Annotated in this window: 19 protein-coding genes and 1 tRNA gene; 7 read left to right on the top strand and 13 right to left on the bottom strand. The window is 52.2% G+C overall.

Annotation, left to right across the window (positions count from 1 at the left end; translation table 11 throughout):
• Positions 1–51: 51 nt before the first annotated feature.
• Complete coding sequence (locus VE954_RS30760; RefSeq protein WP_324960199.1) at positions 52–1,005, top strand: deaminase; 954 nt, start codon at positions 52–54, stop codon at positions 1,003–1,005.
• A 331-nt stretch (positions 1,006–1,336) separates the two neighbouring features.
• On the opposite strand, the gene VE954_RS30755 is transcribed toward VE954_RS30760, so the two are convergent.
• Positions 1,337–1,422: transfer RNA gene (locus VE954_RS30755), tRNA-Leu, on the bottom strand.
• A gap of 139 nt (positions 1,423–1,561) precedes the next feature.
• A complete protein-coding gene (gene trxC / locus VE954_RS30750; protein WP_324960197.1) occupies positions 1,562–1,993 on the bottom strand; it encodes a thioredoxin TrxC in 432 nt (143 codons plus the stop codon).
• A gap of 194 nt (positions 1,994–2,187) precedes the next feature.
• Between trxC and VE954_RS30745 the strand changes: the two genes are divergently transcribed.
• The gene (locus tag VE954_RS30745; RefSeq protein ID WP_324960195.1) at positions 2,188–2,568 is read left to right on the top strand and encodes a PilZ domain-containing protein; all 381 of its coding nucleotides are present in this window, start codon (positions 2,188–2,190) and stop codon (positions 2,566–2,568) included.
• Positions 2,569–2,618: 50 nt separating this feature from the next.
• Here VE954_RS30745 and VE954_RS30740 read toward each other — a convergent pair whose 3' ends face one another.
• Positions 2,619–2,945 (bottom strand): hypothetical protein, encoded by a 327-nt coding sequence (locus VE954_RS30740; protein WP_324960193.1) that lies wholly within the window; start codon positions 2,943–2,945, stop codon positions 2,619–2,621.
• A 277-nt stretch (positions 2,946–3,222) separates the two neighbouring features.
• On the opposite strand from VE954_RS30740, the gene metH reads away from it, so the two are divergent.
• On the top strand, positions 3,223–6,933 hold the full coding sequence (gene metH, locus VE954_RS30735; RefSeq protein WP_324960191.1) for a methionine synthase: 3,711 nt from the start codon (positions 3,223–3,225) through the stop codon (positions 6,931–6,933).
• Positions 6,934–6,943: 10 nt separating this feature from the next.
• On the opposite strand, the gene VE954_RS30730 is transcribed toward metH, so the two are convergent.
• Positions 6,944–8,026 carry a two-component system sensor histidine kinase NtrB gene (locus tag VE954_RS30730; RefSeq protein WP_324960189.1) on the bottom strand — a complete coding sequence of 361 codons (1,083 nt, stop codon included), beginning with the start codon at positions 8,024–8,026 and terminating at the stop codon, positions 6,944–6,946.
• Positions 8,027–8,129: 103 nt separating this feature from the next.
• On the opposite strand from VE954_RS30730, the gene VE954_RS30725 reads away from it, so the two are divergent.
• The 3 genes from VE954_RS30725 to VE954_RS30715 all read left to right on the top strand — a co-directional run bounded on the left by VE954_RS30725 (position 8,130) and on the right by VE954_RS30715 (position 10,156).
• Positions 8,130–8,600 (top strand): hypothetical protein, encoded by a 471-nt coding sequence (locus tag VE954_RS30725; RefSeq protein ID WP_324960187.1) that lies wholly within the window; start codon positions 8,130–8,132, stop codon positions 8,598–8,600.
• 97 nt (positions 8,601–8,697) lie between these two features.
• Positions 8,698–9,189 (top strand): hypothetical protein, encoded by a 492-nt coding sequence (locus VE954_RS30720; RefSeq protein ID WP_324960185.1) that lies wholly within the window; start codon positions 8,698–8,700, stop codon positions 9,187–9,189.
• A gap of 313 nt (positions 9,190–9,502) precedes the next feature.
• Complete coding sequence (locus VE954_RS30715; RefSeq protein WP_324960183.1) at positions 9,503–10,156, top strand: DUF4360 domain-containing protein; 654 nt, start codon at positions 9,503–9,505, stop codon at positions 10,154–10,156.
• 75 nt (positions 10,157–10,231) lie between these two features.
• Here the strand turns inward: VE954_RS30715 and VE954_RS30710 are convergent, their stop codons facing one another.
• On the bottom strand, positions 10,232–10,543 hold the full coding sequence (locus VE954_RS30710) for a DUF4389 domain-containing protein (RefSeq protein WP_324960181.1): 312 nt from the start codon (positions 10,541–10,543) through the stop codon (positions 10,232–10,234).
• On the bottom strand, positions 10,540–11,526 hold the full coding sequence (locus VE954_RS30705) for an AgmX/PglI C-terminal domain-containing protein (RefSeq protein WP_324960179.1): 987 nt from the start codon (positions 11,524–11,526) through the stop codon (positions 10,540–10,542). Before VE954_RS30705 ends, VE954_RS30710 begins: the two co-directional genes overlap by 4 nt.
• A 92-nt stretch (positions 11,527–11,618) precedes the next feature.
• Between VE954_RS30705 and VE954_RS30700 the strand changes: the two genes are divergently transcribed.
• Complete coding sequence (locus tag VE954_RS30700) at positions 11,619–12,434, top strand: MOSC domain-containing protein (protein WP_324960177.1); 816 nt, start codon at positions 11,619–11,621, stop codon at positions 12,432–12,434.
• 40 nt (positions 12,435–12,474) lie between these two features.
• On the opposite strand, the gene VE954_RS30695 is transcribed toward VE954_RS30700, so the two are convergent.
• The 7 genes from VE954_RS30695 to ggt form a co-directional block, all read right to left on the bottom strand.
• Positions 12,475–12,765 (bottom strand): hypothetical protein, encoded by a 291-nt coding sequence (locus tag VE954_RS30695; RefSeq protein WP_324960175.1) that lies wholly within the window; start codon positions 12,763–12,765, stop codon positions 12,475–12,477.
• 12 nt (positions 12,766–12,777) lie between these two features.
• Positions 12,778–13,503, bottom strand: coding sequence for a hypothetical protein (locus VE954_RS30690; protein ID WP_324960173.1), 726 nt, complete (start codon positions 13,501–13,503; stop codon positions 12,778–12,780).
• Between the two features lie 230 nt (positions 13,504–13,733).
• Positions 13,734–16,493: a 7TM diverse intracellular signaling domain-containing protein gene (locus VE954_RS30685; protein ID WP_324960171.1), complete on the bottom strand. Its 2,760-nt coding sequence runs from the start codon at positions 16,491–16,493 to the stop codon at positions 13,734–13,736.
• 69 nt (positions 16,494–16,562) lie between these two features.
• A complete protein-coding gene (locus tag VE954_RS30680) occupies positions 16,563–19,226 on the bottom strand; it encodes an ATP-binding protein (RefSeq protein WP_324960169.1) in 2,664 nt (887 codons plus the stop codon).
• Positions 19,227–19,264: 38 nt separating this feature from the next.
• A complete protein-coding gene (locus VE954_RS30675) occupies positions 19,265–22,066 on the bottom strand; it encodes a 7TM diverse intracellular signaling domain-containing protein (protein ID WP_324960167.1) in 2,802 nt (933 codons plus the stop codon).
• Between the two features lie 115 nt (positions 22,067–22,181).
• A complete protein-coding gene (locus VE954_RS30670; protein ID WP_324960165.1) occupies positions 22,182–24,827 on the bottom strand; it encodes a peptidase U32 family protein in 2,646 nt (881 codons plus the stop codon).
• 231 nt (positions 24,828–25,058) lie between these two features.
• Positions 25,059–26,801, bottom strand: a complete 1,743-nt coding sequence (gene ggt, locus VE954_RS30665; RefSeq protein ID WP_324960163.1) for a gamma-glutamyltransferase — start codon at positions 26,799–26,801, stop codon at positions 25,059–25,061.
• Positions 26,802–26,825 lie beyond the last annotated feature (24 nt).

The following is a 26,825-nucleotide window of genomic DNA, read 5'->3' as shown; positions in this document are numbered from 1 at the left end:
CTCTGCGCAAAACCTCGCGGAGTTTACGGCGCTCATACGGCGATAATTCAATTGTGGCCACTGGCAATCCCTCCGATCGCCGTTGACCCTACTATCAAGTTGCAAAGTGATCAAAGACTTTTGCTTAGGTACCTAGCTTTCTCAGCTTCTCTGAGGACGGCTGACATGGCCAGACAGATCGGATCAGCCCTGGTGGATAAAGAAGGTACGCTTATTTCTGTGGGAAGTAATGATGTTCCAGCTTTTGGAGGAGGTCAGTATCCAAAACTTCATCTTGATGAACGAGATCATGCTCGCGGATTTGACACAAACACCATTGAAGTTGAGAAAATAAAAAAAGACGTTAGCTCGAAGTTTATAGAGAATTTTCTTGAAACTTTTGAGGTTGATGATTCAATCAAAACAGATATAACCCATATGATTACCAGGAATTTTACTTCTTCTCTGAAGCCTATTTCAAACATAACGGAGTATTTCAGATCGGTTCATGCCGAAATGGAAGCTATTCTAGCGGCTACAAGAACAGGGCGTTCTCCTTTGGGTGGAACCATATATACAACGACATTTCCTTGTCACAATTGCGCAAAACACATAGTTGGAGCAGGAATTGAAAGAGTTGTTTATATCGAGCCATACGGAAAAAGCAAGGCCGCTTCTCTTCATGCAGATTCCATTTCACTACAGTTTGATAGCGTTGTAAAAGACCGCGTTTGTTTCCAACCGTTTTTTGGAGTAGGTCCACGACGGTTTTGGGACTTATTTTCTCTTCATATGAGCACTGGCAATGAACTCGAAAGGAAAGATCCCGATGGTAAGAAAAAAAACTTTAAACCCGAAATAGCAAACATGCGCTTGTATTCACCCCTGCCGGCGGTAAAAGCGATGGAAGGTACTGCAATTGAAGTCTTTAAGAAAAATCACACTAAACCCAAGAAAGCGTTCGACCAACATCAAATCAAACTTGCTAGAAGACGGTTAAATCAAAAAAAGACGAAAATAAAATAATCGCCTCCTGAAATATGATGTTCCCGTTCTCAGTCTAAGCCAGAAAAAATAGTGCGTAAACTCCCGAGAATCTGACTGATCCATCATGATAGTCGCGTCTGTATTCGCGTTTCTCACATCGTCTTGGAATACGATTTTGTGCCGAGATGACGGTTGCGAGGGCAGATTTTGGGTTGATTGTCCGTCTACCATTTCGAGCCTCAAAATGAATCCAAAGTCTTCAGTAGCAACGGCTCGCGGGTAAAAAAGCGAATTGGTAACGCAGATCGAGTTCCGTATACCATTTCACACTTTCCAGAAACAAAAAAAGGGCTTCACGCCCTTTTTTTATTGGTACCTCAGGTCAGACTCGAACTGACACGTCCTTGCGGACACAGGATTTTGAATCCAGCGTGTCTACCATTCCACCACTGAGGCACTCGATCGGAAAAGATCTGCAGGGCAACCCCTGAGAGGACCCGATTATGCGGAGAAGCCTTGCGGCTGTAAAGAAAAAAATAAAAAAAATGCTGAGGGCGGCAACCTGACAGGAAATCCGCCTGCAGCTGGTTTTGACCTAAGCCCGACCAAGCCATTGAATGAAGTGTGGCATGGGCAATGCGCCCGATATTCTTTGTTTCTCCTGACCCTTATCAAACAGCACAAGCGTGGGAACGCCACGCACCTGATAGGTTTGCGAAGCCTGTGGAAATTTTTCTGTATCCACTTTGGCAAAGATAAAATGCTGCTTCTGTTGATCCGCCACGCGTTCATAGGTTGGTGCAAAGGATAAACAGGGACCACACCATGGAGCCCAGAAGTCGACGACCACGGGACGGTCGGCGGCTTGAATCAAGGCCTGAAGACCCGCGGGATCCTGTTCGACAAGGCCGCCATGGATCGGCAGGGGGCTTTTGCACTGGCCGCAGTTGGGATGGTGGTTGGTTCGTGCGATTGGAACGCGGTTCACAGCATGACATTGCAGACAAGCTACATAGGTTTTATCCATCACCGATTCTCCTGCATTAAACGTCATCTCCACACCGATTCAGCTCCATTTTATAAGATAAGTCGGCTTTTTCGTTACACAAGGGCCCCCCTGCAAACCTGTCTGATTGTTTCGTTTTCAGCATAGTCTGCGCTTTTTTAAAGTATTTTTCCGGAGGGACGATACAGAAGACGTAGAGTCGCAGCGGAGGAACCATGCTGTTAGCCAAGAAACCCTTTAAGAAACAAAGGGAACCTAGGGTACATGTGTTACCCATTGAAATTAAAGGCCTTTTGGTGAGCGATAAGCTGACTGAAGAGCCCATAACACCCTTTTTGGTCTGGGACATTTCGCCCAGCGGCCTGGGTATCCTTCTGTCAGATCGACTCAAAGCGGGCGATATTATGCGCCTTACGTTCAGTACGCCGATTGCTCTTACTGTGGTGTGCAGTGTGGTTTGGTGTGAATTGCAGGAAGCGGATTACGATTTTCAGGAGCCGAGCTTTCGAGTGGGTTTGATTACGGTCGGTAATAACAAACCGCTTCAACCTTTGGTGGATCGCCTGGATCAGGCCCGTCTGCAGCGCAAACCCTGAGCGATTCCTGTCCCCAAGTCCCTGCGGCTGCAGGGACCTCATGCCTCGGTTTAGGCCGATTCCTTGAGATTGCCCAAATGATCACGCAGCTCATTGACGATGAGCTTGAGCCTATTATGATGGGTCAGATCTTCCAGTGTCTTCAGCGAGATATGCACGGACTCGCAATGCTGGCAGCACAGAAGGCTGATCTCCTCACGCACACGCTCTTCCATTCCATGACCGCATTTGCTGCATTTATGATAGTGCTGGGTGCGCTCCAGAATATCCTTTTTCTGCTTCTCAGCCGCCTTCATCTTCTCGATGAGTTCACGGTCTTTCTTATAGAAATACTCGTCTTCAATGCGACTGGGATCGCCTGGGCCTTCTTTGTACATACCGTCTCCTGGATGAGTGAGCAGCGTCTCGCCAAAACTTATAAAGCCCCATCGGTTGTACTAATCTGACGCTGAGCGATGGAGTTTCCCTGGCTCCTTACAGGGGTTTGCGTCAAAAATTACCCGGAAGGAGACAAGGGCTAACCTTCAAAAATGCCATCCAGCCGTGCTAGCCCAACCGGGGTGTAATAAACTCCGTGTGCTGGACGGGAATCTTTGGTAATTTTTACGGAAGCTGTTAAGATAATGTGCTTTCGGACAGATATAAGGAAAAGCCATGAAACCCTTATCCATTCGGGGTCAGGAGCTGGAAGCAGCTCTTCGCGAACGCATTCTCATACTCGATGGTGCCATGGGTACCATGATTCAGCGCTACAAGTTGGATGAGTCCGCTTTTCGTGGCGATCGTTTTCCCAATCCCAAGGTGGATCTTAAGGGTAATAACGACCTGCTCTGTCTGACCCGTCCTGATGTCATCAAGGAAATTCATCTCGACTACCTCGAAGGTGGCGCCGATATCATTGAAACCAACACCTTCAGTTCCACCAGCATTGCGCAGGCTGATTATCATCTCGAACACATCGTGTACGAGCTGAATAAAAAAGCTGCCGAGCTGGCCAAGGAAGCGGTTGAAGAGTTCAAACAGAAGAACCCGGATCGCGATTGTTACGTCGCGGGCGCTCTGGGGCCGACGAACCGGACAGCCTCCCTGTCACCGGACGTCAATAACCCTGCCTATCGTGCGGTGACCTACCAGCAGCTGGTGGATGCGTACTACGAACAGATTCGGGGCCTGGTGGACGGCGGCGTGGATATCCTCCTGCCGGAGACGACCTTTGATACGTTGAATTTGAAAGCCGCGATTTTCGCGATCGAAAAATTCTTTGATGAACATCCTTATCGTTTGCCCGTCATGCTTTCGGTCACGATCACGGATGCCTCGGGCCGAACTCTGTCCGGACAAACGGTCGAAGCCTTTTGGTATTCCGTGCGTCACGCGCGTCCGCTCAGCGTGGGGATCAACTGCGCCCTTGGCGCCAGCGAAATGCGGCCTTATATCGAAACGCTGTCGCGGATTGCCGATTGCTATATCAGCTGCTATCCGAATGCCGGTCTGCCCAACCCATTGAGCGATACCGGTTATGATGAAACACCGGATATGACCTCAGCGCTCCTGGATGAATTCGCCAGCAGCGGTTTTATCAATATCGTCGGCGGCTGCTGCGGCACCACGCCTGAGCATATCGGAGCCATTGCTCACAAAATGCGGCAGCATCAGCCGCGCATGAAACCCAAAATCGAAGGTGCGACCCGCCTCAGCGGTCTCGAACCCCTGATTATCAAGCCCCAGGGCGGCCTCTTTTATATGGTGGGCGAGCGAACCAACGTTACGGGTTCCCCACGCTTTGCCAAGCTGATCAAGGAAGGCAACTTCGATGCGGCTCTGGCGGTCGCGCGCCAGCAGGTGGAAAGCGGCGCCAACATCATCGATATTAACTTTGATGAAGGCCTCCTGGATTCCGAAGCCTGCATGGAACGCTTTCTGAACCTGATCGCGGCCGAACCGGATATTTCCCGTGTGCCGGTCATGCTCGATAGTTCCAAGTGGTCCGTCCTGGAACGTGGTTTGCGCTGCGTGCAGGGCAAGTGCATTGTGAACTCGATCAGTCTGAAGGAAGGCGAAGCCAAATTCGTTGAACAGGCGCGCCTGATTCAACGTTATGGTGCTGCCGTCGTGGTTATGGCCTTTGATGAACAGGGCCAGGCCGCCACGCGGGATGAAAAAATTCGTATCTGCCAGCGCGCCTATAATATTCTGACCGAAGAAGTCGGCTTCGATCCGCACGATATTATCTTCGACCCCAACGTCCTCACCGTGGCCACAGGCATGGATGAGCACAATGATTATGCGGTCAACTTCATCGAGGCGGTGCAGGCGATCAAGAAAAATTGTCCCGGTGCGCTGACCAGCGGCGGCATTTCCAATGTCTCCTTCAGCTTCCGCGGCAATAACCCGGTTCGTGAAGCGATTCACTCCTGCTTCCTTTATCACGCGATCCGCGCGGGTCTGGATATGGGGATAGTGAACGCCGGCATGCTCGAGGTCTATGAAGAGATCGAGCCCACCCTGCGTGAAATGGTCGAGGATGTGCTGCTCAATCGCCGTTCGGATTCCACCGAGCGCCTCATTGATTATGCGGAAAAATTCAAGGATCAGGCACGCACCATCAAGGAATCAGACAAGAATGCCTGGCGTCAGCTGCCGGTCAAGGAACGCCTGGCCCATGCCCTGGTGAAAGGCATTGATGAACATATCGATGTCGATACCGAGGAAGCGCGTCAGCTCCTGCCACGACCGCTGGATGTGATTGAAGGGCCGCTGATGGACGGTATGAAAATCGTCGGTGGTCTGTTTGGTGAAGGCAAAATGTTTTTGCCCCAGGTGGTGAAAAGCGCCCGCGTGATGAAAAAGGCCGTGGCTTACCTGCAGCCCTTTATGGAAGCGGAAAAAGCCAAGGCCCAGAATGCCTCAGCCCGCAAAAGTCAGGGCCGCTTTTTGATTGCCACGGTCAGGGGTGATGTCCACGATATTGGCAAGAACATTGTCGGTGTGGTGCTGGCCTGTAACAACTATGAAGTTGTGGATATGGGTGTGATGGTGTCGTGCGAGGACATTCTGCGCAAGGCCAAGGAATGGAATGCCGACATCATCGGCCTCTCGGGTTTGATTACGCCTTCACTCGACGAAATGATTTATAACGCTGGTGAAATGCAAAGGCAGGGCTTCAACGTTCCGCTTTTGATCGGCGGCGCCACGACCAGTCGCGCTCATACGGCCATCAAAATCGCGCCTTCGTATCAGGGCGCCGTGTGCCATGTGGCGGATGCATCGCTGGTCGTCGAAGTCTGCAATGATCTGATGAGCGACGAGCGCCGGTCGAAGTATATCGAGAAAAATAAAGTCGATCAGCAGGTCCTGCGGGAACGTCACGCCGCGTCCATCCGCGACAGCGTCTTCCTCTCGATCGAAAATGCGCGGAAGCAGGCGTTCCAGAGTAATTGGGAAACGCAGCCGATCGATCGACCCACGCGCCTCGGTGTCTGGGAACACGAGGATCTCAAGCTGGATGAAATCGCCGCTTATATCGACTGGTCACCCTTCTTCTGGACCTGGGATATCAAGGCGCTTTATCCCAAAGTTTTGACTCATAGGACCTGGGGACCTCAGGCTCAGGAACTCTTCAAGGACGCCCAGACCCTGCTGGAAGATATCATCAAGAACCAAAGATTCAATGCCCGCGCCGTCACCGGCCTGTGGGCGGCCAACCGGGTGGGGGATGACGTCGAGGTCTATGCCGACGAGCAGCGCAGTTCGGTTTTGAAAACCCTTTATTTCCTGCGCCAGCAGAAGGAGCGGAGCGAGGGCAAACCAGCCTTCTGTCTCGCTGACTTCATCGCGCCGCGGGAGTCCGGGCGCCTCGACTACATCGGTGGTTTTGCGGTCACCTCCGGCTCGGAAGTGGACCAGTGGGCGCATTCCTTTGAAAAGAAGCATGATGACTATACAGCGATCATGATCAAAGCGCTCGGCGATCGTATGGCCGAAGCGATGGCCGAGATGATCCATAAAAAGATGCGTAAGGTCTGGGGCTTTGGTGTGAATGAAAACACCGGCATCGAGGATCTGATCAAGGAGCAGTATCGCGGCATTCGTCCGGCTCCCGGTTATCCGGCCTGTCCCGATCACACGGAAAAAGGCGCGCTCTGGCAGCTGTTGGATGTGGAAAGGCATGCCGGCATCAAGCTGACGGAAAGTTACGCCATGTATCCTGGATCATCGGTGTCGGGTTATTACTTCGCGCATCCGGAAGCGGAGTATTTCCGAGTGGGCTCGATTGATCGGGATCAGATGGAAGATTACGCGCGACGCAAGGGCATGGACCTGGCCACAGCGGAACGCTGGCTGCAGCCCAACAAGGGTTATTGATCATGCATGATCAGGACGCGCTACGCTCGGTCCTGGTCGGAACCTTAGGCAGCGAAATCGAGAAACAGGTCGCGCCAGGGCTGCTGATGAAACTGATGCGGCCCTCGTGCTCCTCGATCATGCCTTTGGCTGTGCTGAGACCCACCCCAACGCTTCGCATCTGGTCCTTGGTGGTAAAGAAAGGCTCAAAGATTTTGACCCGCAGAGACTCGGGAATTCCGGGTCCGTTATCCATCACCTCAATACTCGCCCGATCCCCATGATCCAAAGCCTGAATACTCACCTTGGGTTCTTTCACCTGCAAAGACGCTTCACAGGCATTGGCGAGCACGTTGAACAGCGCCTGGATCAATTGCAGGCGTCGGCCCTGCAGATTCACATCATTCAGGAGAGGCTGCCAGTAAAGTTTTACGCCCATCGCATGGAAAGTTTGCTCGCTGAGCTGCAGGGCGACCGACACGATATCGTTGACCGAACAGGTCTCAAAGGCATCATGGGACCCATCACGGGCAAAATGTTTCAAACTTTCAATAATGGCATGACAGCGTCGGCAGGCCTCCACAATCTTGCTGGTGGAAAACAGCAGTCGATCGTCAGACAATTGACCCTTTTGCGCCTGATTATGGAGTTGTTCGGCGTAGCCGCTAATGATAGCCAGCGGATTATTGATTTCATGGGCCAGACCGCTGGCAATCCCTGCCAATGAATTCAGCCGCTGCGACGCCAGCAGCCGATGCCGCTCGTCATCCAGGAACTGCTCCATTTGAAGATGCTTGGTCATGTCCTGGGTCATGCCCAGCACGGCCTGGATTTCGCCATTCTGTTGCATAGGCTGCAGAGTTGTTTCGTAGCTGGAACCTTGCACCGACAGGGTTATGCTGAAGCTGTGGCCGCCAAACGCCTTGCGGAAGTGACTTCGCTTGATAGGGAGAGCCGCGATCTTGAAGGCGGGCGTGCCTATGACCTCATCTGCCTTCAAACCCAATTGGGTACCGAGTCCTCCGTTGAGAAGAACCAGGCGTTCGTCCTTGTCGATGACGAAGCAGAGGATAGGTGTGCGCAAGAGTATATCTTCAAGTTTCCAGGAATGCATGCGTCCCCTGACGGTTGCTGCCTTTTTGATCTGGTGATCTCTTATATATTTTTGCATACTGAGGCATGGGAAAAGAGGGAACCTTTTGCCGAGGGGGGGCGCTGTGCTGCAAGTGACTGTGGAGCAGCAGGATCAACAAACGAGACTCATCCTGGCTGGCCCCATCGATGATCTGGCTGGACCGGTTCTGCGCGCGACGTTGCCGCAGATTAAAAAACAGGTCCTGATCAATTTTTCTGCCGTGGAATACTTCAATTCTCTGGGAATCCGGACCTGGGTTAACTTTCTGCGGGTGCTGCGGGATGGGCGCGAGGTGGCGTACGAGCACTGCCCCATGGATTTTCTGCAGCAGATCAATATGATGCCGGCGCTGTCCCAGGGTGTGGAAATTCAGTCCTTTCAAGCGGATTTCGCCTGCAAAAGCTGTGGGCTTGAGAAAACCATGGGCTTCACCTGCCGGGTCTCCAAGGAAGCGCTGCTGGAAGAGTTAGGGCGACAGATCTGCGAGCGATGCGGGTCCAGTCTCTCACTTCAAGATGATGCCGAAACTTTGCTCTTGTTCCTGAAAGAATAGGGACTTGGTTTTTGGTGCTTTTGGCAAAAGGACAGGAGATGACGCCTCGGACTCAAGTCTCCTGACCACACGCCGATGTTTCATCAGAGGATGGAGCATGAAACACTGTACGATCAAGTGGTTGGCCCAGAACGAAGTCGCAATAGCCGGCATCGTTGACGAGTATGCGGATTTTTCCGAATTCGCCCGCTGCGCCCAGAGTACGTTAATCGTCGATTTCGCGGATGTCACGCGGATGAACAGCTCAGGCATTCGCAGCTGGATCCAGGCGATCATGAAACACAAGATCAAACTCGTCCTGCGCAACTGCTCGTCGGTCGTGGTGGAACAGTTTTCCATGATCCCGGAGTTCGTTGGCAAGAATGGTTATGTGGAATCCTTTTATGTCCATTACCATTGTGTGTCCTGCGAGTATGAAACCAAGAAATTATTTATACCCGGTCGCGATATCCAGATATGTGAAGCCCCTCACGCGGCCCCACGCTTGAACGAAGCGTGTCCGAAGTGCGGTGATGCGATTGAACTGGATCATAATCCTGATATCTATTTTGCCTTCCTGCGTTTTATGAAACCCCGACAGGTCTCCTAATACCGACTCTTTTCAATTCCTATGAACCATTTTTGTCTTTGTGCATCTCAGCGTCTGAGATCATCGCAGAGATCTTTTTTGATCTTAGTGATCTTCGTGAATCTCAGTTGGCGAAACTCACAAAGTGGTCTGAATAAACGTGTGTATGCCATTGAGATGCATGCATAACTCATTGAATTTTAAGATTTAAAACAGATTAAGAAAATATAGCGACCACGGTGATCCGCGCTCATGCCTGGCACGAGCTCTGCAATATATCGCTCGTGTTGGAAATTGCTCCTCGACTCAATAATCTCTAGGAAAGGTAATTCGTATGAGCATGGTAGGAAATCTTGCTAAGGTACTCGCCCCCGCTGCGTTGTTGGTTTCTTCTGTTTCTTTCGCTGACGGCCTGGTTCCAGCAGAACCTGTCACCATAAAAAGCATCCAAGTAAACGGAACTGGCTGCCCGCTGGGAACCGTGGCTCAGAATATCTCGGAAGACAATCAAGCTTTCACGCTGACCTTCTCTGAATTCGTTGCTGAAACAGGCCCAGGCCTTTCCCCTACCTCTTCGCGCAAAAACTGCGTTGTCACCGCCACACTGAAAGTTCCAGTGGGCTGGCAGTATTCGATCGGTAGCTTCTTCTACCGCGGTTATATGGGTCTGGATGAAGGCATCCGCGCCACCCACTCGACCTCGTACTTCTTCGAAGGCCAAGGCAAGACCGGTACTTTCGCATCGGTTAAAGAAGGTCCTTTGGCTCAAGACTTTGTCTTTACAGACAAGATCGGTCTGTCGTCGGCTATCATGCCTGACACATGGTCTGAGTGTACGAAAGAACGCGCTTTGAACATCAACACTTCGATTCGCGTTTCCAACGTCAACGCGAACTCATATCCCAATGCTCAAGGCTTGATCACCAACGACTCGATCGATGGCGAAATTAAGCAAGTCTTTGGTCTGACCTGGAGACGCTGCCCGTAATGGTTGAAGTGTGAGGCAAGACTGAAGAGAGTCACTCACTGCCGCCCTTGCCTTCACGGGCAAGGGCTTTTCCATTTAAATTTCCTGGCATTCCTGCCCGATGTGGCAGCTGCTTGACCAGTCGGCGAAGGGAAAAATCTTTTGATCGCTATTATAAGTCAGGAAGAGCCAAAGATTCCGCGAGTAGTTGGCGAGATCAACACTGAACGCGTACAGGTTTTCCAGCCGCTTCTGGAAGAGGAGCTGGGCGAAGAACTGCACCAGCATGATGGCGATCAGGATCGGCTGGACCAGCGAATAAAAGGCGATAAATAGCACCAGCATGGGCACCGCTCGCCTCCAGGTCTCCACATTCTTAATGTTGTCCACGATAGCTTCGGGATTCATGGACTCGCCCTCCCCATGTCGTCTTTAAAGTTGAAATAAAATGTCACGCGACCGTCGAGGTTTTTCGCGATCGGAAATTGCATTTTGCCGAGTGCAAAGTACAGGCACTCCACCACCTTCTTGCTGTTCAAAGATCCCCCGCTGAATTTGATGTTCTGCATGGCACCGTCCGCGCTATTCACCCGAAAACGAAAGCTGAGCTGACCCTGCAGCGATCCATCGCGATCCAGCTGATCCATGTAACACGTTCTGAGATCCAGATCCTGCGAGGCCAGAGTATTCACAATGCTCTTCGAATAACGCTGCTCGGCTCCCAGATCGACCTTGTAATGCATGGAAATCTGGCGTTGCATGGAGAACGCGGCGCGTGCCTCATCGCCGGAACTGAAATCGTCTTCGGATTTGGCAAAGAGATCGGCTCCGCCTAACTTTTTCTGTACCTTTTGCGTATATCCGTCCATGACTGCTGCAAACGCGTCATGCTGAAAGGCATTGACGAACTGGTTGGCCGCAGGTTGAAAAAGCACCATGAGGGACTTGCCCTGACCGGGAGCCAGGACGAGGTTGCCCAGGTTCGACAGAAAGAGATGCTTGATGAAAATCTGCGGCTTGCCCTTGCTGATCCAGGTGCGGGTCAGACCCGAGTTATCGTTTAAACTGAGTTTGTGGATCACATAATTGCCGGCCGGAATTTTCCAGACCTTCTGCTGGCCGGTGGTGTCTGTCCCCAAGGCCTGGCTGACCAGGTATTTTTTTCCCTGCGTGACCTCGTGCAGGTGGATAAAGACATTGCTGGTGATAAAAAGGCCACGGGAATTCTTTTTAAAACCCTGCAGCCGCATTTTCACATAAAAACCGCCATAATCCTTGGGCAGAAGCTCGCCGCCCCAGGCTTCCAATGCGGTATAGAGATCTTCCGCGTGCCCACGCTGTGCCGACAGAGTCAGCACGAGCACATTTAAAATGATAAAAAGGAATTTCAACTGTGGGTCCCCTGACACGGGAATATAAAGCCTGCTGGCTCGATCTTAACATCCGTGATATGGGCAAATGTTGCTTTTAGAGAGGAGCGGCCATGATCATCTCGGAACTCTATCGTTACCCCCTGAAAAGCGGCAAAGGCGAAGCGCTACCCGAAGCCCCCTTGCTCGCCACCGGTTTTCCCGACGATCGGCGATGGCTCTTGGTGGATGCCCTGGGGCGTTTTATCAGCCAACGTGAATACGCAAAGATGGCTTTTATTCAAACCCGCGTGGATGATCGGCTGCACTTTCACTATCAGGATCAAACGCTGGCGGTCGATCGTGCCCAACCCGGTCACCCGACGCTGACCGCCACAGTCTGGGCCGATACGGTTCCGGCCTGGGATTTGGGTGATGAAGCGGCCGCTTTTTTTTCAAGCATCATGCAGCAGGAAGTCCGACTGTGCGAAGCGATGCCCGAGCATGCCCGGCACGTGGATACCAAGTACACCGAAACGCGTGCGGTGGATTACTTTTTTGCTGATGCCTTTCCTTATCTGGTCATCAGTCAGGAATCGCTCGATCTTCTGAATGAAAAGCTGCAAGCATCGGGTGAAACGCCGGTGACCATGGATCGCTTTCGGCCGAATATTGTCATCAAGGGTTGGGAGCCGCATGCTGAGGATGAGGTGCAGACACTATCCATCGGTGGACGTGTGGAGCTGCGCCTGACGAAACTTTGCAGTCGCTGCAACGTGACGACCATTGATCAAACGACCGCGGAATCCGGGTCGGAACCCCTGCGGACCCTGGCCCGCTATCGCAAGCTGGGGACGAGCAAGATTTACTTTGGCATGAATGCCTGGGTCCTGTCAGGAGCCGGGTCCATGATTCAGTTAGGTGATCAGGTCACCGTCGAAAGCAGGTGAAGCTCCCCCTTTCGGACTGAGGAGCTTCATCTCATAAAAATCAGTCGCGGGGTACAACCAGGAATGTCTTGTTGTATTCCACAATCGCTTCTTCCGATTTTTTAACGGTGTAGGATCCGGTCGGCAGCGTCAACGGCGCGACGTCTTCCACCGACAGGCGCGCTTTGGTTCGACGGTAGGTATTCCCATCGACTTCAATACGCGGCAGATTTTCATCAGCGGATTGTCGAGGACCGGTGCTGCCCCCAAACGTTGAGGCCGGGAGTTCGCTGACCAAAGGGGTCGCAAACAGGATGGCTGGAGCCAGGAATTTGAAGAGAAGTCTTTGCATGAGTCACTCACTTTAAGCAGATGGGCCCTTGGGATTCAAAACTGTACTGACGACAACGGTTGCGACACTTTGCGAACCTCGGCAGTTTTTGTCATCCATGATCGATTGGATGGATTTTTCAGCCAAGGTCATCACTTCTTGAAGTTTTTCGATTCCCTTATCATTGAGTCCTTCAATGCGCAGGGATGTGAAACTGCCCATCTGATCGGAACGTTCCCGATCAAAAAGGTCCAGGACATAACCCATCCACCGTAAAACACGTTCGGGGTTGGGATCAAAGAAATAATCAGCGGTGAGCTTCATGCGCTCTTCTTTGCGGCACAGAATTTCCGCATCGATGAGCGACTGAATGCAGCGCGCGGCACGCGTGCCCATGATGGTGTCCAATTCCTTGGCGTCGATGCCTCCGTCTGGACAGCTCAAAGCCACAGCGAGCATGGCTTCTTTACTGGAAATGGGATCATGTTTTTCATTGGGGAAAAAGCGGAAGGGTCGTTCCAAACCCAGGCGTGCTTCGGGAAAAAAATCCTGAACGGCTTGCCTTGTCTCTTCGGGACTCATGATCACCGATGCGAGTTGCAAAAGACTTTGTAGATTGGCTTCACCGTCACCCGACGCAAGTCGGCGTACCGTACTGTAACCCAGTCGGCTTCTTTCCGCCAAATGGAGCAGCGTATGGCGTCGGCTCGCCTCTGTCCATGCGGTGATTTTTTCCCGCAAAAATGACCTAAGATCCACCGTGTCGTCCCCCCGCGTGGCCTGGCTATGATGCGCGATGTTCTGTGACCGACGCTAATTCAGGCAGGGCCGCTTGTCAAGCCATGGTGAGCTGGTGGGCCGTTTCAGTACAGCCTGGGGAGGCCAGGAGAGACAGGGCTTCCAGAGCCTTGCAAATTGTTGAACAGGACATTTTGGAAAGTGACAGAAGCGAATGAGCGGCAGATGCTAATGGGCCAGGGGGCGCGCCCTTAGGCGGCCACGGATGCCATAAGATAATAAAAGTGTGACGGCAGAGTGATATGAAACGAGAACGGGATGTAGGTGGCTTGCGCATCCACGTTGTCAGGAAATTTAACCTGAATCGTTCCTCCGTGTTCACGGATATAACGGGACACAGCATCCATACCCACACCTCGACCGGAAATATCCGACACGGTATGGGATGTGGTAAAGCCACTGGTAAAGATGAACGCGACCATTGTCTCGACGCTGGGATTGGCGTCCGCGCCCAGCAGTCCGCGACGCAGGGCCGCATTACGAATGGCCTTCAAATCCAGCCCGCGGCCATCGTCAGAATAGTCAACGGTCATGGACGTGCGGTCGGCGCGCAAGTGGACCCGGATTGCACCCTTGGTCGACTTGCCTTTTTTAAACCTCTCGGCTGAACCTTCAATCCCATGATCCATACTGTTACGCAGAAGATGGACAAAAATATTCCGGAAGAGGTCTTCCGCTTCATGGGTGATAAGCACTTCGTCCAAGTCCATCTGAACGTACGGCACTTCCTTGGCCAGATCCTTGGCCAGGCGAGGCAGACTGGCAAAAATATCCGTGAAAACCCGATCCGGCGCCTGGTAATACAGCTGCGTGAAGAGCTGTCTGATATCAGCAACAAAGTTTTTTGTTTCATGGGAATTATTGATATCCAGGCGATCAATTCTTTGCACCAAAGGTTCCAGGTCTTTCATGGGGAGCAGCGCGTGCTCATTGATCTGCATCGATCGCCCCAGATCCTTGCTGCAGACAATTTCGTAGGTATCCAGCTGATTGTCGATATCCTGGATCGATTGCAGCAGGCGATCACGCGAAAATCCGACCTGACCCATCCGCAGGTCGGCGAGATGATGCTCAATATTATGGTAAATATCGGCTATCTTGTTCAGGTGGAGGCTCCGGGCCAGACCTTTCATCGTATGCAGATTGATGAAGAGGATCTTGTTGATTTCCGGATCGTACTCTTTGAGGTTCTGAATCAGCCGCTGGTTTTCCGCTTGAAAGGCTCGGCAGGATTTCATGAACCGCAGAAAGGCGGTAGGGTCGATATTGATGATTTCGCTGATCAGCTCAAGGCGCTGCATCTGCTTGTCCGATTGAACCTGCAGCGTTCGCAATGAGGTGACGTCCCGCACACTGAGCAGAATGTATTCAATATGACCTTCCGTATCCAGAATCGGATACCAGCCCATCTCCAAGGTCTGCTGCTCGCCTCGACGGGATTGACGCCGAACTTCCAAAGGAAAGCAGTCTTCATTCAGCTGAAAGGCCAGCTCCGGTTCGCCCAGGCAGGCCTGCAGGGCGGAATGCAGCTGGGCCATGCGATCCGCGCCCCATTGCGTGCCATGGAAAACAGTGGCAAGAGCCTCGCGTCCGTGCAGATCATTCTGCTCAAAGAGTTGGGTGCAGAAGGATGAGAAATCGCGGTGGATGGTCAGATCCTTTTGGATCATGAGCAGGCCCTGCGGAAGATTGGTCATGATCGAGTGTATTTCACGGGTTTTTCTATCCACCAGCTCGTTCACATGATGCACGTGCTGCTGCAAATCGTCATTGAGCGTGACAATTTTGTTATGGGCGCTTTTTTGATCCAGATGCAATTTATCGCCTATGCCCAGAGACAGCAGAATGGATTGCAGATTGGAGGCCGCAAAAAATGGCCAGAACGACCATTTGGGATCCACCAGACCCATGGCAATCGAGTTTTCCAGCGTCCCACCCAAAATAATCAGGAGGAAGCTGACCAGATAAAAGATGGCCGGACGACCGCGTTGCCAGACGCCCCGGAAACCGGCACCCATACAAAGGAGTGTAAAAGGCGTCAGCAGCAGACTAAAAATTTGAAAGCTGGCGGCCCGCGACGCAAATCCCACCAAGGCCGTAGCGATGAAAGCCCAGTAGAAAATCCGAAAAGTCCTCGTGAGACGCGGTGAGTTCGCATGCAGATGCAGAAATTGGATCGTGAAGTGGCAAAGGAAAACACACATGAAACAGGCCGAAGCCATCCAGGTTTTGGTAAAGAGCAGCCGCCATGGTGTCGGAATACTTTGCGAAAATCCAGACCAGAAAATCAAATACCAAAGTGTGGCTATGAGGAAGCCTGCATAATAAATCTGCTGTTTGAAGCGAAAGGTGACAAGGAGGAAAATATTGTAGAGCATCATGGCAAGGGTCACGCCCACCAGAATGGACGCTGCGACATCCTCCTTGTATTTGTTATGCTGAAAAGATTGCTCAGACCAAAGGCGCAGGGGAAGGCGCACAGATCCGACATGTTTCATATGAATATAAATGGACTGGGTACCGGGATAAAACAGCAGTCGATGGGCCGCATAACGGTGGAGAATAAAAGGCGTTCGATCAACATCATTACCGAAACTTTGATCGCTGCTGGGGAGAATCTGAACCATACGAACAAAATCACTGGGCCAGTTGTTTTCAAGCACCATGGCGACCGGTTCAGTTCCCGCATGATGAATCTGCAGGCGGAACCAGTAGGAGCCTTCACCCAGGGTGAGAAATGGAATTTCCGTGCCCTGGTCGGAGCAGCCCAGGCTGTCCCACTTTTGATGGATTTCCTCAATGGATCCGGGTACGGATGACTCCGGGCAGATGGTCAGATGCGGACCCAGATACATCCCATCACGATAGGCCGCTAAATCAAGCGGTTGCACGGCGGCTTCCAGAAGGCTGGAGCCGCAGATCATGATGAGTATGAGCCAGAAGCTTAACAAAGGCACCTCTTACACGGATACCTTTGTGTTATCGACCGGATTTGAAAAATCGGAACGGGAATTTTCTGCCTACGCCACCTGCTGGTAACCTGAACGTGGCCAATGAAGGATCAGTGTGGTCCCACGACCAACTTCACTTTCAAGCTTAAGGTCGCCACCTAACGCACGCACCGCCTGGCGTAAAGCTTCCATACCCAGACCGCGTCCGGAAATTTCCGTCGCCTGATCTTTGGTGGAAAAGCCACTGGCAAAGATGAATTCGTAAATTTCTTCCTTACTAAGATTTTGACAGGCCTCGGCGGTCACCAGACCCTTTTCCACAGCGCGGCGACTGATGATGTCGGGATCGAGGCCACGACCGTCATCCGCAATACGAATCGACAAACTTGCGCTGGTTTCATAAAAGCCGATCTCGATCCTGGCCTGAGAGGGTTTGTCCTCCCGATCCTCTGGGGCTTCAATCCCATGATCGACCGAGTTGCGCAGGGCGTGAGTCAGCTGGGCTATCAGAGGACTGACCCGATCGGGATCCAGCATCACATTCCCGCCGACGACAGATACGCTGACATTTTTACCCATTTTGTGAGCCAGGGCTTGAATTTGTTCGGGAACGATTCCCAAAAGTTCCTGGGCGCTGCGTTGTTTCGATTCCTGCATCAAGCGTCGGAAAATATCCCGTGCTGTCCCGAGATCGCGTGCGGCTTGCAGGTCTTTCCAATGCCGATCGATAGCGTCCTGAGTCACCGTCACACGCTTGTGATCCAGGTTCTTCAGATTCAAGACATCATCATTTTTATCGACAAATTCCTGTAGCATGGTGGTCAGCTGATTGAGTTCCTGAATCTGCACCCGATTTTGCGTTTCCAATTCATGGATAACATGGGCAAACTCATCCAGGCCGAACATCAGAGCATTGCCTTTGATCGTATGCAGCTGCATGCGGGTTTGGTGCAAATCAGACTGAGCCACAGCCTTACGCGCACGTTCCAGACACTGCGAGGTTTCCTCCATAAAGCGCTCAAAAGCTTCGCAGTGAGCAATGATCTTGAGCAGGCTGCGGTGCCTTTTGTTTTCTTTGAGCAGATGCTCCAGCTCCGTGATGTCACTGATTGAAAAGAGCAGTCGTTTGATTTCCTTCTTGTCGTTTTCAATGGCCTTGACGCTGATGTCATAGATACGATCTTCAATCGTAAAGCGCTGGGGGATCAGAGAGGTTGTGACTTCAAGCGGCATGATATTCTCAAAGATCTGCTCGCAGGCCAGGATAAACATGGCCCGCTTCTCCTGATCAAAGCGAAAAAGTTCGGCCACATCACGGCCCGCGAGTTCAGCGGTCCGGAAAATTCCAACACACGAGGCGCTGAAGCTGCCACCGACGCGGCGGTCTTCGCTCACCACCAAAAACCCATGTCGGACGTGATCGAGGATTTCCCGAATGTCGCGGGTACGGTCCTGAACCTTGAGTTCAAGTTCCTCATTCACCACTTTAAGCCTGGCCACTAAGCGTCGGTTTTGCACCAGCGTATCCGCCAGGGCGTTGGATGAAACCAGCACCTGGGCAATGATGGAAACGAGACAGCCTGAGAAGATCAGCTGCACCGAATTGATTTTGCCCAGAGCGATGAGGACATCGTGAATTCCCACCGTTAAAAAGAATGTGGCGGCAGCCCAGGGAAGATAGAGGCTGGACGTCCGGGGTCCCGGGCGCAAAAAGCAGCGAATGTAATTAACCTTGGCATGAATCACGGCCAGCAGTGCACTGAAAATGGCGATCTTGCGTGCCACCATCATCTGATCGAGATTGAATCGAACGCTGAGGATCACGAACCACAGGCTCAGCCCAAGACCCAAGCAGGCCATGAAAATGTTCCACTTGTGGCTGGCGCGAAACTGATGCTGTGCGAGGAGATTCAGCGAAAAAGGTCCCAGCACGATCCCGATGAAGTGCAGGCAAAAGTTACGTTGCGGTTCCACCAGGTTCTGCATGAAGTCAGAGGTATGCAGGAAGAAAGGAAAAAAGCCCAGACAGGCCAGGGTCGTCAAAAGATAAAGCGTATATTGAGTTTTGACGAAATAGAGCAGGAAGATGGCACCCGCAAACAAAGCAAAGAAAGCCGAGAATGCGCGCATATCACTGGAAAAGAAATGCCAGAGCCCCAAAGCCCGGTCGACGCGCTCGTAGGACCTGAGTTCAAATGGGAGCTGATAGACACCCACCATGTTCAAGGTATCCACGCGCATAGCGAAGGTGTGCTGAGTCTGCGTCACCGTGAAGATGATGGGAACCGCCTGGACACCGTAATATTTTTGTCCCGTTTGCAGACCAGCCCGCTCATACACGAGTGAACCATCGACATAGACCTGCATGCTGGCCAGAAAGCTGTCCACCAGGAGCACAACTTTCTTTCCCACCAACTCCGGAGCGAAATGGAAAACGCCGCGGTACCAGCCGACCTGAAAGTTTTTGCCATCGGCGTAAGCTTTGTTCCAGGCTCCGGGGGCCTTGACCAGGGTCCAGCTGCTGGTATCAATCCCGGGGTCCTTGTTGGAGAGCTGATCATCCCTGGTAAATTGCCAGTAGCCGGATAAACGCAGCGGTTCATCCAAACTGTTGACCTGAATGGAGCAGGAATCGCAAACAGGAGCGCTCCCTTTGTCAGCACTCCAGCCGATTGAGGCCAGTCCTGTGCCGATCCATCCTACCAAAAGCAGAATCATGAGTTTATTCAGCATGTATTGACCCCAAACTTGGAAATCCAAGGTTTTTCATGTCAGGCGGCCTTGGTCATGAAAAACCGATTCCCGACCGTAAAAAACAGCTCAAACGGCACGAACTCAGGATCGATGACCTGATCCGATGTGCAAAGATTGATGGAGACCGTCCCGTTGCTCTGCTCAACATATTCTTTGACCGCATTCATGCCTACGCCACGGCCGGAAATATCACTCACGTTTTCGCTGGTACTGAAACCCGGCTCAAAAATCAGATAGGCAAAATCCTCAAGATTCAGACGGTCGGCCTCCTTGATAAGCCCTTTCTTTTGCGCCATGCTGCGTATGGCTCGAATATTGAGACCGCGGCCGTCGTCTTTATAGCGGATCTGGATAAGATCGTCCCTCATCTCGACGAGGACGTCGATTCGCCCTTTGGCTGCTTTGCCGCTGCGCTGGCGTTCATCAGCGGGCTCAATGCCATGATCCATGCTGTTGCGAATGATGTGAAGAAAGGCTTTGCGAACAAAATCCTGGCCCTCGATGGACAGCCGGATGCCGCTATCCTGGATGACGATATCCGGGCTTTCCTTGCGCAGATCGCGAGCCAGCATTTCAGCATTGGAAAGAACTTCGCGAAAGGTGGATTCGGCGCGGACAAAGGTCTTATCTTCAAGATTTTCCCGGAATGGCTTGACGTTGGCCCGTAGGCTGGCTGCGGCGTCTTTTTCCACAAGGCACAGCGCATGGTGCAGACGTCCCACGAAGTCCGAAGTCAGCATGATGGCATCGGCTGAGTTACGACCCAATTTTGTCTGATTGAGGTCGAGATAGTGGTCAATGAGATCCTGGACTTTTTGTGTCCCTTGCAGCAGCTCATTGCGGTCCCACGGCTTTTCCTGCTGGAGGACCGACGCCATACCCTGCTCGACGTCATGAATCAAAGGCGTGAGGTGGCGGAGCTGAAGGGCCCGCGCCGACCCTTTGATCGTATGCATGTTGATCAGGAGGATCTTCAGAAGTTCTCTGTCGGCGTTCCTATTGGCCTTGAGCAATCGAATACTCTCGGCCAAGAGCGATTGGGCGGTGCTGATAAAAATCCCGAATTGCCGAGCCGGAACATCGAGGATTTCACCGATCAGCTCCAACTCCCTGGATTTTTCCGCCGTCTCGATCTCGAGTTTTTTCAAAAAGGAGATGTCCCGGATGGAAACCAGCATCTTTTCGATCTTACCGGATTGGTTGATCACGGGATTCCAGTCCAGCTGCATAATACGTTCGTCCTGACTGAATCGGCACACCAATTCGGCAGGCAACAGATGACTGTTCATCTCAAAGTTGATGCTGTCCTCATCCAGGCAATTTTCCAAGGCGTTCTGCGCCTGGCTTCTTTGTTCCTGGGACACGGTCGTGTGGCTGAAGAGGAGTTCGATGATCGGCCGGTTGGTGACTTCTTTGGTTTCGAAAAGTGTTCTGACTGAATCGGAATGGGTTGCCGTGATTTGCAGGTCGGGTTTTTTAACAACCATGATTCCAAGCTGGATATGCTTGAGAATGGACTTGATTTCACGGGTTTGCTCGTCGACCATTCGCTCCAGGTTGTTATTCAAAGCCACGACTTTGGAATGCTCTTTCTGAAGATTCTGATTGAGAATCTCAATGCGATCAAAGGCTGCTTGTTCCGTCACGCGCATTTTATCAGCCATAGCCAGGGACAGAAGAACGACCTCGAAGACGGAACCGATGAGAACACCCCAATCAATAAGGAAGGTGGCTGGAATGCTGCCGGCAAGCATGCCCATGCGCATAACGTTAGCAATAAGCATGACCGCCCAGGCTAGAGTAAAGAAATAGGCTGGTCGGAATCGATTGATGCAACACGCAATGCCAATGGCCAGAGTGATCACCGATGAGAGTAAGGCGGCAAGAACCGAAAGCTTGGCTGCCATGTTATATGAGGCAAAAGTTGCCATGACACCGGTCAGGGCCAGGATAATTTGCAGGACAGCCAACCGCATCAGCCAGGGATGACGCTTCGGCAACGAAAGGAAGAAAATCACAAACAGGCCGGCCATGACGAGGTTGACGTTAGCAATCAAAAGGTAGCCGTCATTCATTATCCAAATGGCATCTTGCAGCAAATGAACGCCAAGACCCGCAGTGATCGAGTACTGACTGCTGGTTGTAATGATGAAGCCAACGTACACAAGGTAAGTGAGGCGTCGGAGCTGAATCCACATCAGCAAGTTATAAAGGGCCATAACGATCAGAATGCCGAACATTGCCGAGAAAAATGCGTATTCCCTGACTTGGGTTGTACGAAAATCATCTTCCGATTGGGCGGTGATGTCAAAAATCAAGCTGCCTTGGGTTTTGATTCTGAAAAAGATCGCAGAATCGCCAGGAGGCAATTGTGTTTTGAAACTCGGTACACGGGAAACGATCTGCTGCAAACGTTGAGGCACGCGATCACCCGCCTGCCTATGTTCCACCACGCCTTGAGTCGGATCCACCCGCCAGAAATCGATCTGATCGACCAGAGCATAATCCTGGGTCAGATAGATTGTCACGGGTTGAGTGCTTGTATTGCGGAGCAGGATGCGGGCCCACCACTGCGCATTGGAAAAGCCGAAATTGGGCGTCCTTTTATCGGTTGGCGCGAACTGAGTCTGGAATGTCGGTGAGATCAGATCATCCGGGGTTTGGGTCAGCGCCACATCTTCAAAGAACCAGAGCGCAGGGCTAAGGTCGATGGAACGCAGCGTCTCGTTCACCTCGATAGGTTCCTGCGTCCGCACCGAGGACTCGGCTGCGCTGATAAATACACCCATTAACCATGAAAGGATTATAATTTTCAGCATTCTAAAGTTCTCCATGCTCTGGTATCGGAGTCCATGGAAATGACTTCAGAATAAAGGCTACACTTAGCCCATAACGTATGAATGGCAGGATCGATCCTGCCGGTTTGGAAAGAACTTAGAGCAGTTCCCTTTCGAAATTCGCTCCGTGAGTTTCTGGCAGTTTAAGGCCTTCACGGATCCCGTCGAGGATGACGGTCAACGCTTCAGCTGTGTATTCACGGGTCAGAAAATCGATGCGGAAATCGCGAACGCCGAGTTCCATGAGGCGACGGCGGTGATCGGAGACCGCGAAAGCCTCCTTGCCATAGACAATGGATTTGCAGCTTTCATGGGCCACAAAGAAACGTTCGCCTTCATCGTTTTCTATTTCGAGCGTGCGATAACCGCAGACCGAAGCCGTCGGACAGCCGTGATGCAAAGCCGTCAGAGAACAGGCTTCGGCGATGAATAGGGGAGTGTCCTTATAAAGGATAACCTGAGGCTCGGCGCCTTCCGGCCAATTGCGCAGCTTGGAGCGGAGGCTTGGCAAATCATCTTCCACCGAAAGGCAGACTCGCGTGACATTGTTTTCCACGAGAGTGTGCACGGCTTCGGTATTCAGCGCATAGAAAGTAAAATCAGAACCCAGATCGCAGTCCTCAAGGCGATAGCCGGCTTCCTCGATAAGTTCGAGAGCACCGAGGTTGCCGACTTCAAATCGCGCCTTCTCTTTGTCATCGCTCTTGAAAAGGCGCAGCCAAGGCCGCAGAAGGGGTTCATCCCAGGCACGGATCACGGTCGGCAGGGCGAGCCGCAGCTGGCAATTCATGGCTTCGGCGACCGCTTGCAGTTGAGCGAAGACAGCTTCAGCGGAGGTCTTGCCGAGGAAAGCCCGCTTCGGTTCAAACACAATCTCGTCGATCGCAAAATCAGGATGCGCCGCTGCATACGCCTGCATGGTTTGCAGATATTCGAGGCGATCGATCTTGATTTGATAGCGCGCGGCCTGAACCGGCCCCAATTTTTTACGCTGCAGGGACAGACTGCTGTTCGCCTTGTCCATCGAATTCTGCGTATAGGCCGGTACACTTTCCACAAGCTGATCGGAGACCTGTTTTTTCAGCTGTTTCAAAAGACTCTTGGCCACGAACCAATCAAAATCTCCGGTCCATGCAAACGATGCCGCCATGACCTCAGCTTCACCAAATATCCCGAACATCTCCTCGAGGTCTTTTTGCAGGCGTGCCTCACGGTTGGGTTTTTGGGCTGGGGTTTGAATCTCGACGCGCAGGAGCGTGGTGTGAGCCAGGCGCGCCTCGACGGTCAACACCAGCTGCTCACCTTGAATGTTCGAGGCAATTTTAAAATCCACAAGACGCAGGGGACGCAGGCGACTGTCATCAGGGGCCTGGCTCAACGCTTCGGTATGACGTTTCAATTCATTGGAACGGATTTTATAGATAAGGTCGCCCGGTCTTGGAGTCTTGATGTCATCCGGCAGCTGCAGACGCACGCGCTCACCCGCTGCGGCTTCCGTTCGCCGCTGCTGCAGGACCGTAAAATCACGCAGCGAGAACTGGCATTCCTCGCCTGCATACTTGCGATTGGCGGTTTTGAGATTGGCTTTGATGGCATCACCGTGTTGCGGCCTGGCGTGATAAACATCCAAAGCTGGATCGATGCGTACCCCATCAAAACGTTCCAGGGCTTCCTCGGACACAAATTCGATGGTGCGGCCTTCCACCTTGGCCACTTTTCCAATCAGGAGGCCCTTGTGGGTGGGGTTGGCCAAATCGATTACGTTTTCGTGATAGCGGCCTTTGACAAAGAAGGTCGTCATCTCACGATGAAAACTGAAAGCCATATCCCTTTGCCAATCGCGCACTTCATGCTGTAAAGGGCGAGGGGAAGTATCACGGCCGAACAGTTGATTGAGTTTATCGCGATAAAGCCCGACGCTGGTCGCCACATACTGGGCGTCCTTCTTGCGGCCTTCAATTTTCAAGGTATCGATACCGGCCGTGACCAGTTTATCCAGATCCTGGCTGGTATTAAGATCCTTCATACTGAACAGAAAGCCATGGCCTGGCTCACTGAGAATTTTATAGGGTTTACGGCAGGTATAGGCGCACTCGCCTCGATTGCCACTGCGGGCGTCTTCGGCTCCCGAAAAAAAGCAGAGTCCGCTGTAGCTGTAGCAGAGGCTGCCGTGACAGAAGGCTTCGATTTCCACAAGATCCCGCGGAAGGTCCCGGCGCACTTTACGCAATTCCTGGGCCGTCAATTCACGGGCCATGACCACGCGGCGAAAGCCAAGTTTCGCAGCCGCGAGCACACCGCTCAAATTATGGACAGCCATCTGGGTTGAGGCATGCAGACGAAGATTGGGAAACTCGCGGCGTATCAAGCGGGCCACGCCGATATCCTGAACGATGACCGCTTCCACTCCAATCCACTGCAGTTCGGCAAGATCGGCAATCAAGCGCGGAAGCTCGGCTTCCTTGAGCAGGATGTTGATCGTCACCAGCACCTTCATGCCGCGACTCCGAGCCAATGGTACGAGACTGCTGAGATCCTCCAGCGTGAAATTCTCAGCCCGCCCCCGGGCGTTGAATTCCTTCATGCCGAGATAGACCGCGTCAGCCCCTGCGTTCAAGGCGGCAAAAAACTGCGCCCGTCCACCAGCCGGGGCCAGGATTTCCGGCACCTGAAAGTCGCTGAAATTTCCAGCACTTGCGGCTACATTTCGCGACTCTGGTGAATGACTGCTCTCTCGTGACATGGGAATACCTCGGATATGACCTAAGATGGCTATCGGATAGCAGGAATTTTGAGGCAAAGCCAGCAAATTAGGGGGAAACATGGCGGTATCGCAAGCGGGCCCTAGGGTTGGTCAGGGTCACAAGGGACTCGCAGGCTGTCCGGAGAGAGCCTGCGAGTCGTTAGGAAAGCTCCTCAATGAGCAAGAGTCAAATACGGGACTTATATTGGAATCTGCGAATACTATTCATGTCTATTCCACAGCGACCGAACCCCCATGTCGTGAATCCGAGCCGCCCGACCATTGTTGTCTTTTTTTATCATAAAACACAGCCTGCACATCACCAAATTGAAAGACACGATCACCAAAATTATGGCCCATGCTCTGCATGATTTTCTTGGTGTCAGGGTTGATACCAAAGGGTTCGCTGAGGATGCGATCCGGCATCCATTGATGATGAAATTTAGGTGCGTCGATAGCGGCTTGAATATTCATACCAAAAACTAACGTATTCAACGTGACCTGAAATACGGAATTGATAATAGTCGGACCACCTGGTGAACCAAGGGCGAGAATAGGCTTGCCGTCTTCAAGAACAATGGTGGGTGTCATCGATGAGAGTGGCCGTTTTTTAGGAGCAATGGCATTGCGATCACCCTGCAGAAGCCCGTACATATTCGGTGACCCCGGTTTACTGGAAAAATCATCCATCTCATTATTCAGCAGGATGCCGGTCCCATCGGCAGTGGCACCGGAGCCAAAACTTCCATTGAGTGTATAGGTATTGCTAATGATCATTCCCTGAGCATCAACGATGGTGTAATGGGTGGTTTCCGTGCTTTCCTTATCGGAAAAATCTCCAGGTTTAATATCCTGGCTCGGGGTGGTTTTGGTCAGATTGATTCCGGCGCGACGCTTGCTCAGGTAGTCCGGGGCCAGAAATTTTTGCAGAGGATTCTGCGTAAAATCGGGATCACCGAACCATTCGGCGCGATCCGCAAAGGCTCGTTTCATGGTTTCCACCAGCAGATGATTATACGCAGCGGATCCAAAACCCAGAGCTTCCAAATCATCTTTTTCCAGCATGCCAAGCATAGCCAGAATCAAAGCTCCGCCTGAGGAGGGTGGCGGCGCGGTTATGATCTGATAATTTTTAAAGCGGCCCTCAAGAGGTGCCCGCTCCACGGCCTTATAATTCTTGAGGTCATCGAGAGTCAGGACGCCGCCGCCTTTTTTAATGGCTTTGGCCAAACGCTGCGCAATCTCGCCCTGATAGAATGCGCTTTCGCCTTGCCTTTGAATCTGGGTGATACTCCAGCCCAGTTCCGGCTGCACAAGCCGATCACCGGCTTTAAAGCCTTTGCCATCCTTCAAAAAAATGTGACGACTGCCTGGAAATTTCTCGAGACGTTCCTTGTTCGATTCAAGCATCGAGACAAAGGATTCATCCATCACAAAGCCTTCAATCGCAAGACGGCGCGCTGGCTCGAGCACCTTTTTCCAAGGCAATTTTCCATATTTTTTGTGAAGCATGGCCATGCCAGCCACCGTTCCTGGTGTGCCGACGGCACGATAACCCACAGTCGAGGCCCCAGGGATCACTTCGCCTTTGGCATCCAGATAAAAGTTTTTATCGGCGGCCGCCGGAGCTGTCTCCCGGTAGTCGATAAATGTACTTTTGCCATCCTGACCACGAACCAACGCAAAACCACCTCCGCCCAGGTTGCCTGCGGCAGGCCAGGTGACGGCCAAGGCAAAACCCACAGCCACGGCAGCATCCGCGGCGTTACCACCCTGACGAAGGATGGTGGCCCCTGCTTCCGACGCCAGCGGACTCACAGTTGCGACCAGACCGCGCTGACCCCAAACCGGAGCGCGTGTGGCCCCATGCAGCCAAGTGGCTTGCAAAAAGTACAGCGGCAGGCTGAGCCAAAGGACAAGTGTGGCGAGGGCTTGGCTTGGGAAAAGTCCCGTTCGTGGCGAAGTATCTTTCATGGCAGCATTCAACTCCAGATTGAG

Source organism: Oligoflexus sp. (assembly GCF_035638955.1).
GTDB lineage: Bacteria > Bdellovibrionota_B > Oligoflexia > Oligoflexales > Oligoflexaceae > Oligoflexus.
This window is presented reverse-complemented; position numbering and strand designations above follow the sequence as displayed.

What these genes read in the sequence shown, in the direction of transcription:
- trxC (WP_324960197.1), bottom strand. Translation starts at nt 1,993, where the DNA reads ATGGATAAAACCTATGTAGCTTGTCTGCAATGTCATGCTGTGAACCGC.
- VE954_RS30745 (WP_324960195.1), top strand. Translation starts at nt 2,188, where the DNA reads ATGCTGTTAGCCAAGAAACCCTTTAAGAAACAAAGGGAACCTAGGGTA.
- VE954_RS30740 (WP_324960193.1), bottom strand. Translation starts at nt 2,945, where the DNA reads ATGTACAAAGAAGGCCCAGGCGATCCCAGTCGCATTGAAGACGAGTAT.
- metH (WP_324960191.1), top strand. Translation starts at nt 3,223, where the DNA reads ATGAAACCCTTATCCATTCGGGGTCAGGAGCTGGAAGCAGCTCTTCGC.
- VE954_RS30730 (WP_324960189.1), bottom strand. Translation starts at nt 8,026, where the DNA reads ATGCATTCCTGGAAACTTGAAGATATACTCTTGCGCACACCTATCCTC.
- VE954_RS30720 (WP_324960185.1), top strand. Translation starts at nt 8,698, where the DNA reads ATGAAACACTGTACGATCAAGTGGTTGGCCCAGAACGAAGTCGCAATA.
- VE954_RS30715 (WP_324960183.1), top strand. Translation starts at nt 9,503, where the DNA reads ATGAGCATGGTAGGAAATCTTGCTAAGGTACTCGCCCCCGCTGCGTTG.
- VE954_RS30710 (WP_324960181.1), bottom strand. Translation starts at nt 10,543, where the DNA reads ATGAATCCCGAAGCTATCGTGGACAACATTAAGAATGTGGAGACCTGG.
- VE954_RS30700 (WP_324960177.1), top strand. Translation starts at nt 11,619, where the DNA reads ATGATCATCTCGGAACTCTATCGTTACCCCCTGAAAAGCGGCAAAGGC.
- VE954_RS30695 (WP_324960175.1), bottom strand. Translation starts at nt 12,765, where the DNA reads ATGCAAAGACTTCTCTTCAAATTCCTGGCTCCAGCCATCCTGTTTGCG.
- VE954_RS30680 (WP_324960169.1), bottom strand. Translation starts at nt 19,226, where the DNA reads ATGCTGAATAAACTCATGATTCTGCTTTTGGTAGGATGGATCGGCACA.
- VE954_RS30675 (WP_324960167.1), bottom strand. Translation starts at nt 22,066, where the DNA reads ATGCTGAAAATTATAATCCTTTCATGGTTAATGGGTGTATTTATCAGC.
- VE954_RS30670 (WP_324960165.1), bottom strand. Translation starts at nt 24,827, where the DNA reads ATGTCACGAGAGAGCAGTCATTCACCAGAGTCGCGAAATGTAGCCGCA.
- ggt (WP_324960163.1), bottom strand. Translation starts at nt 26,801, where the DNA reads ATGAAAGATACTTCGCCACGAACGGGACTTTTCCCAAGCCAAGCCCTC.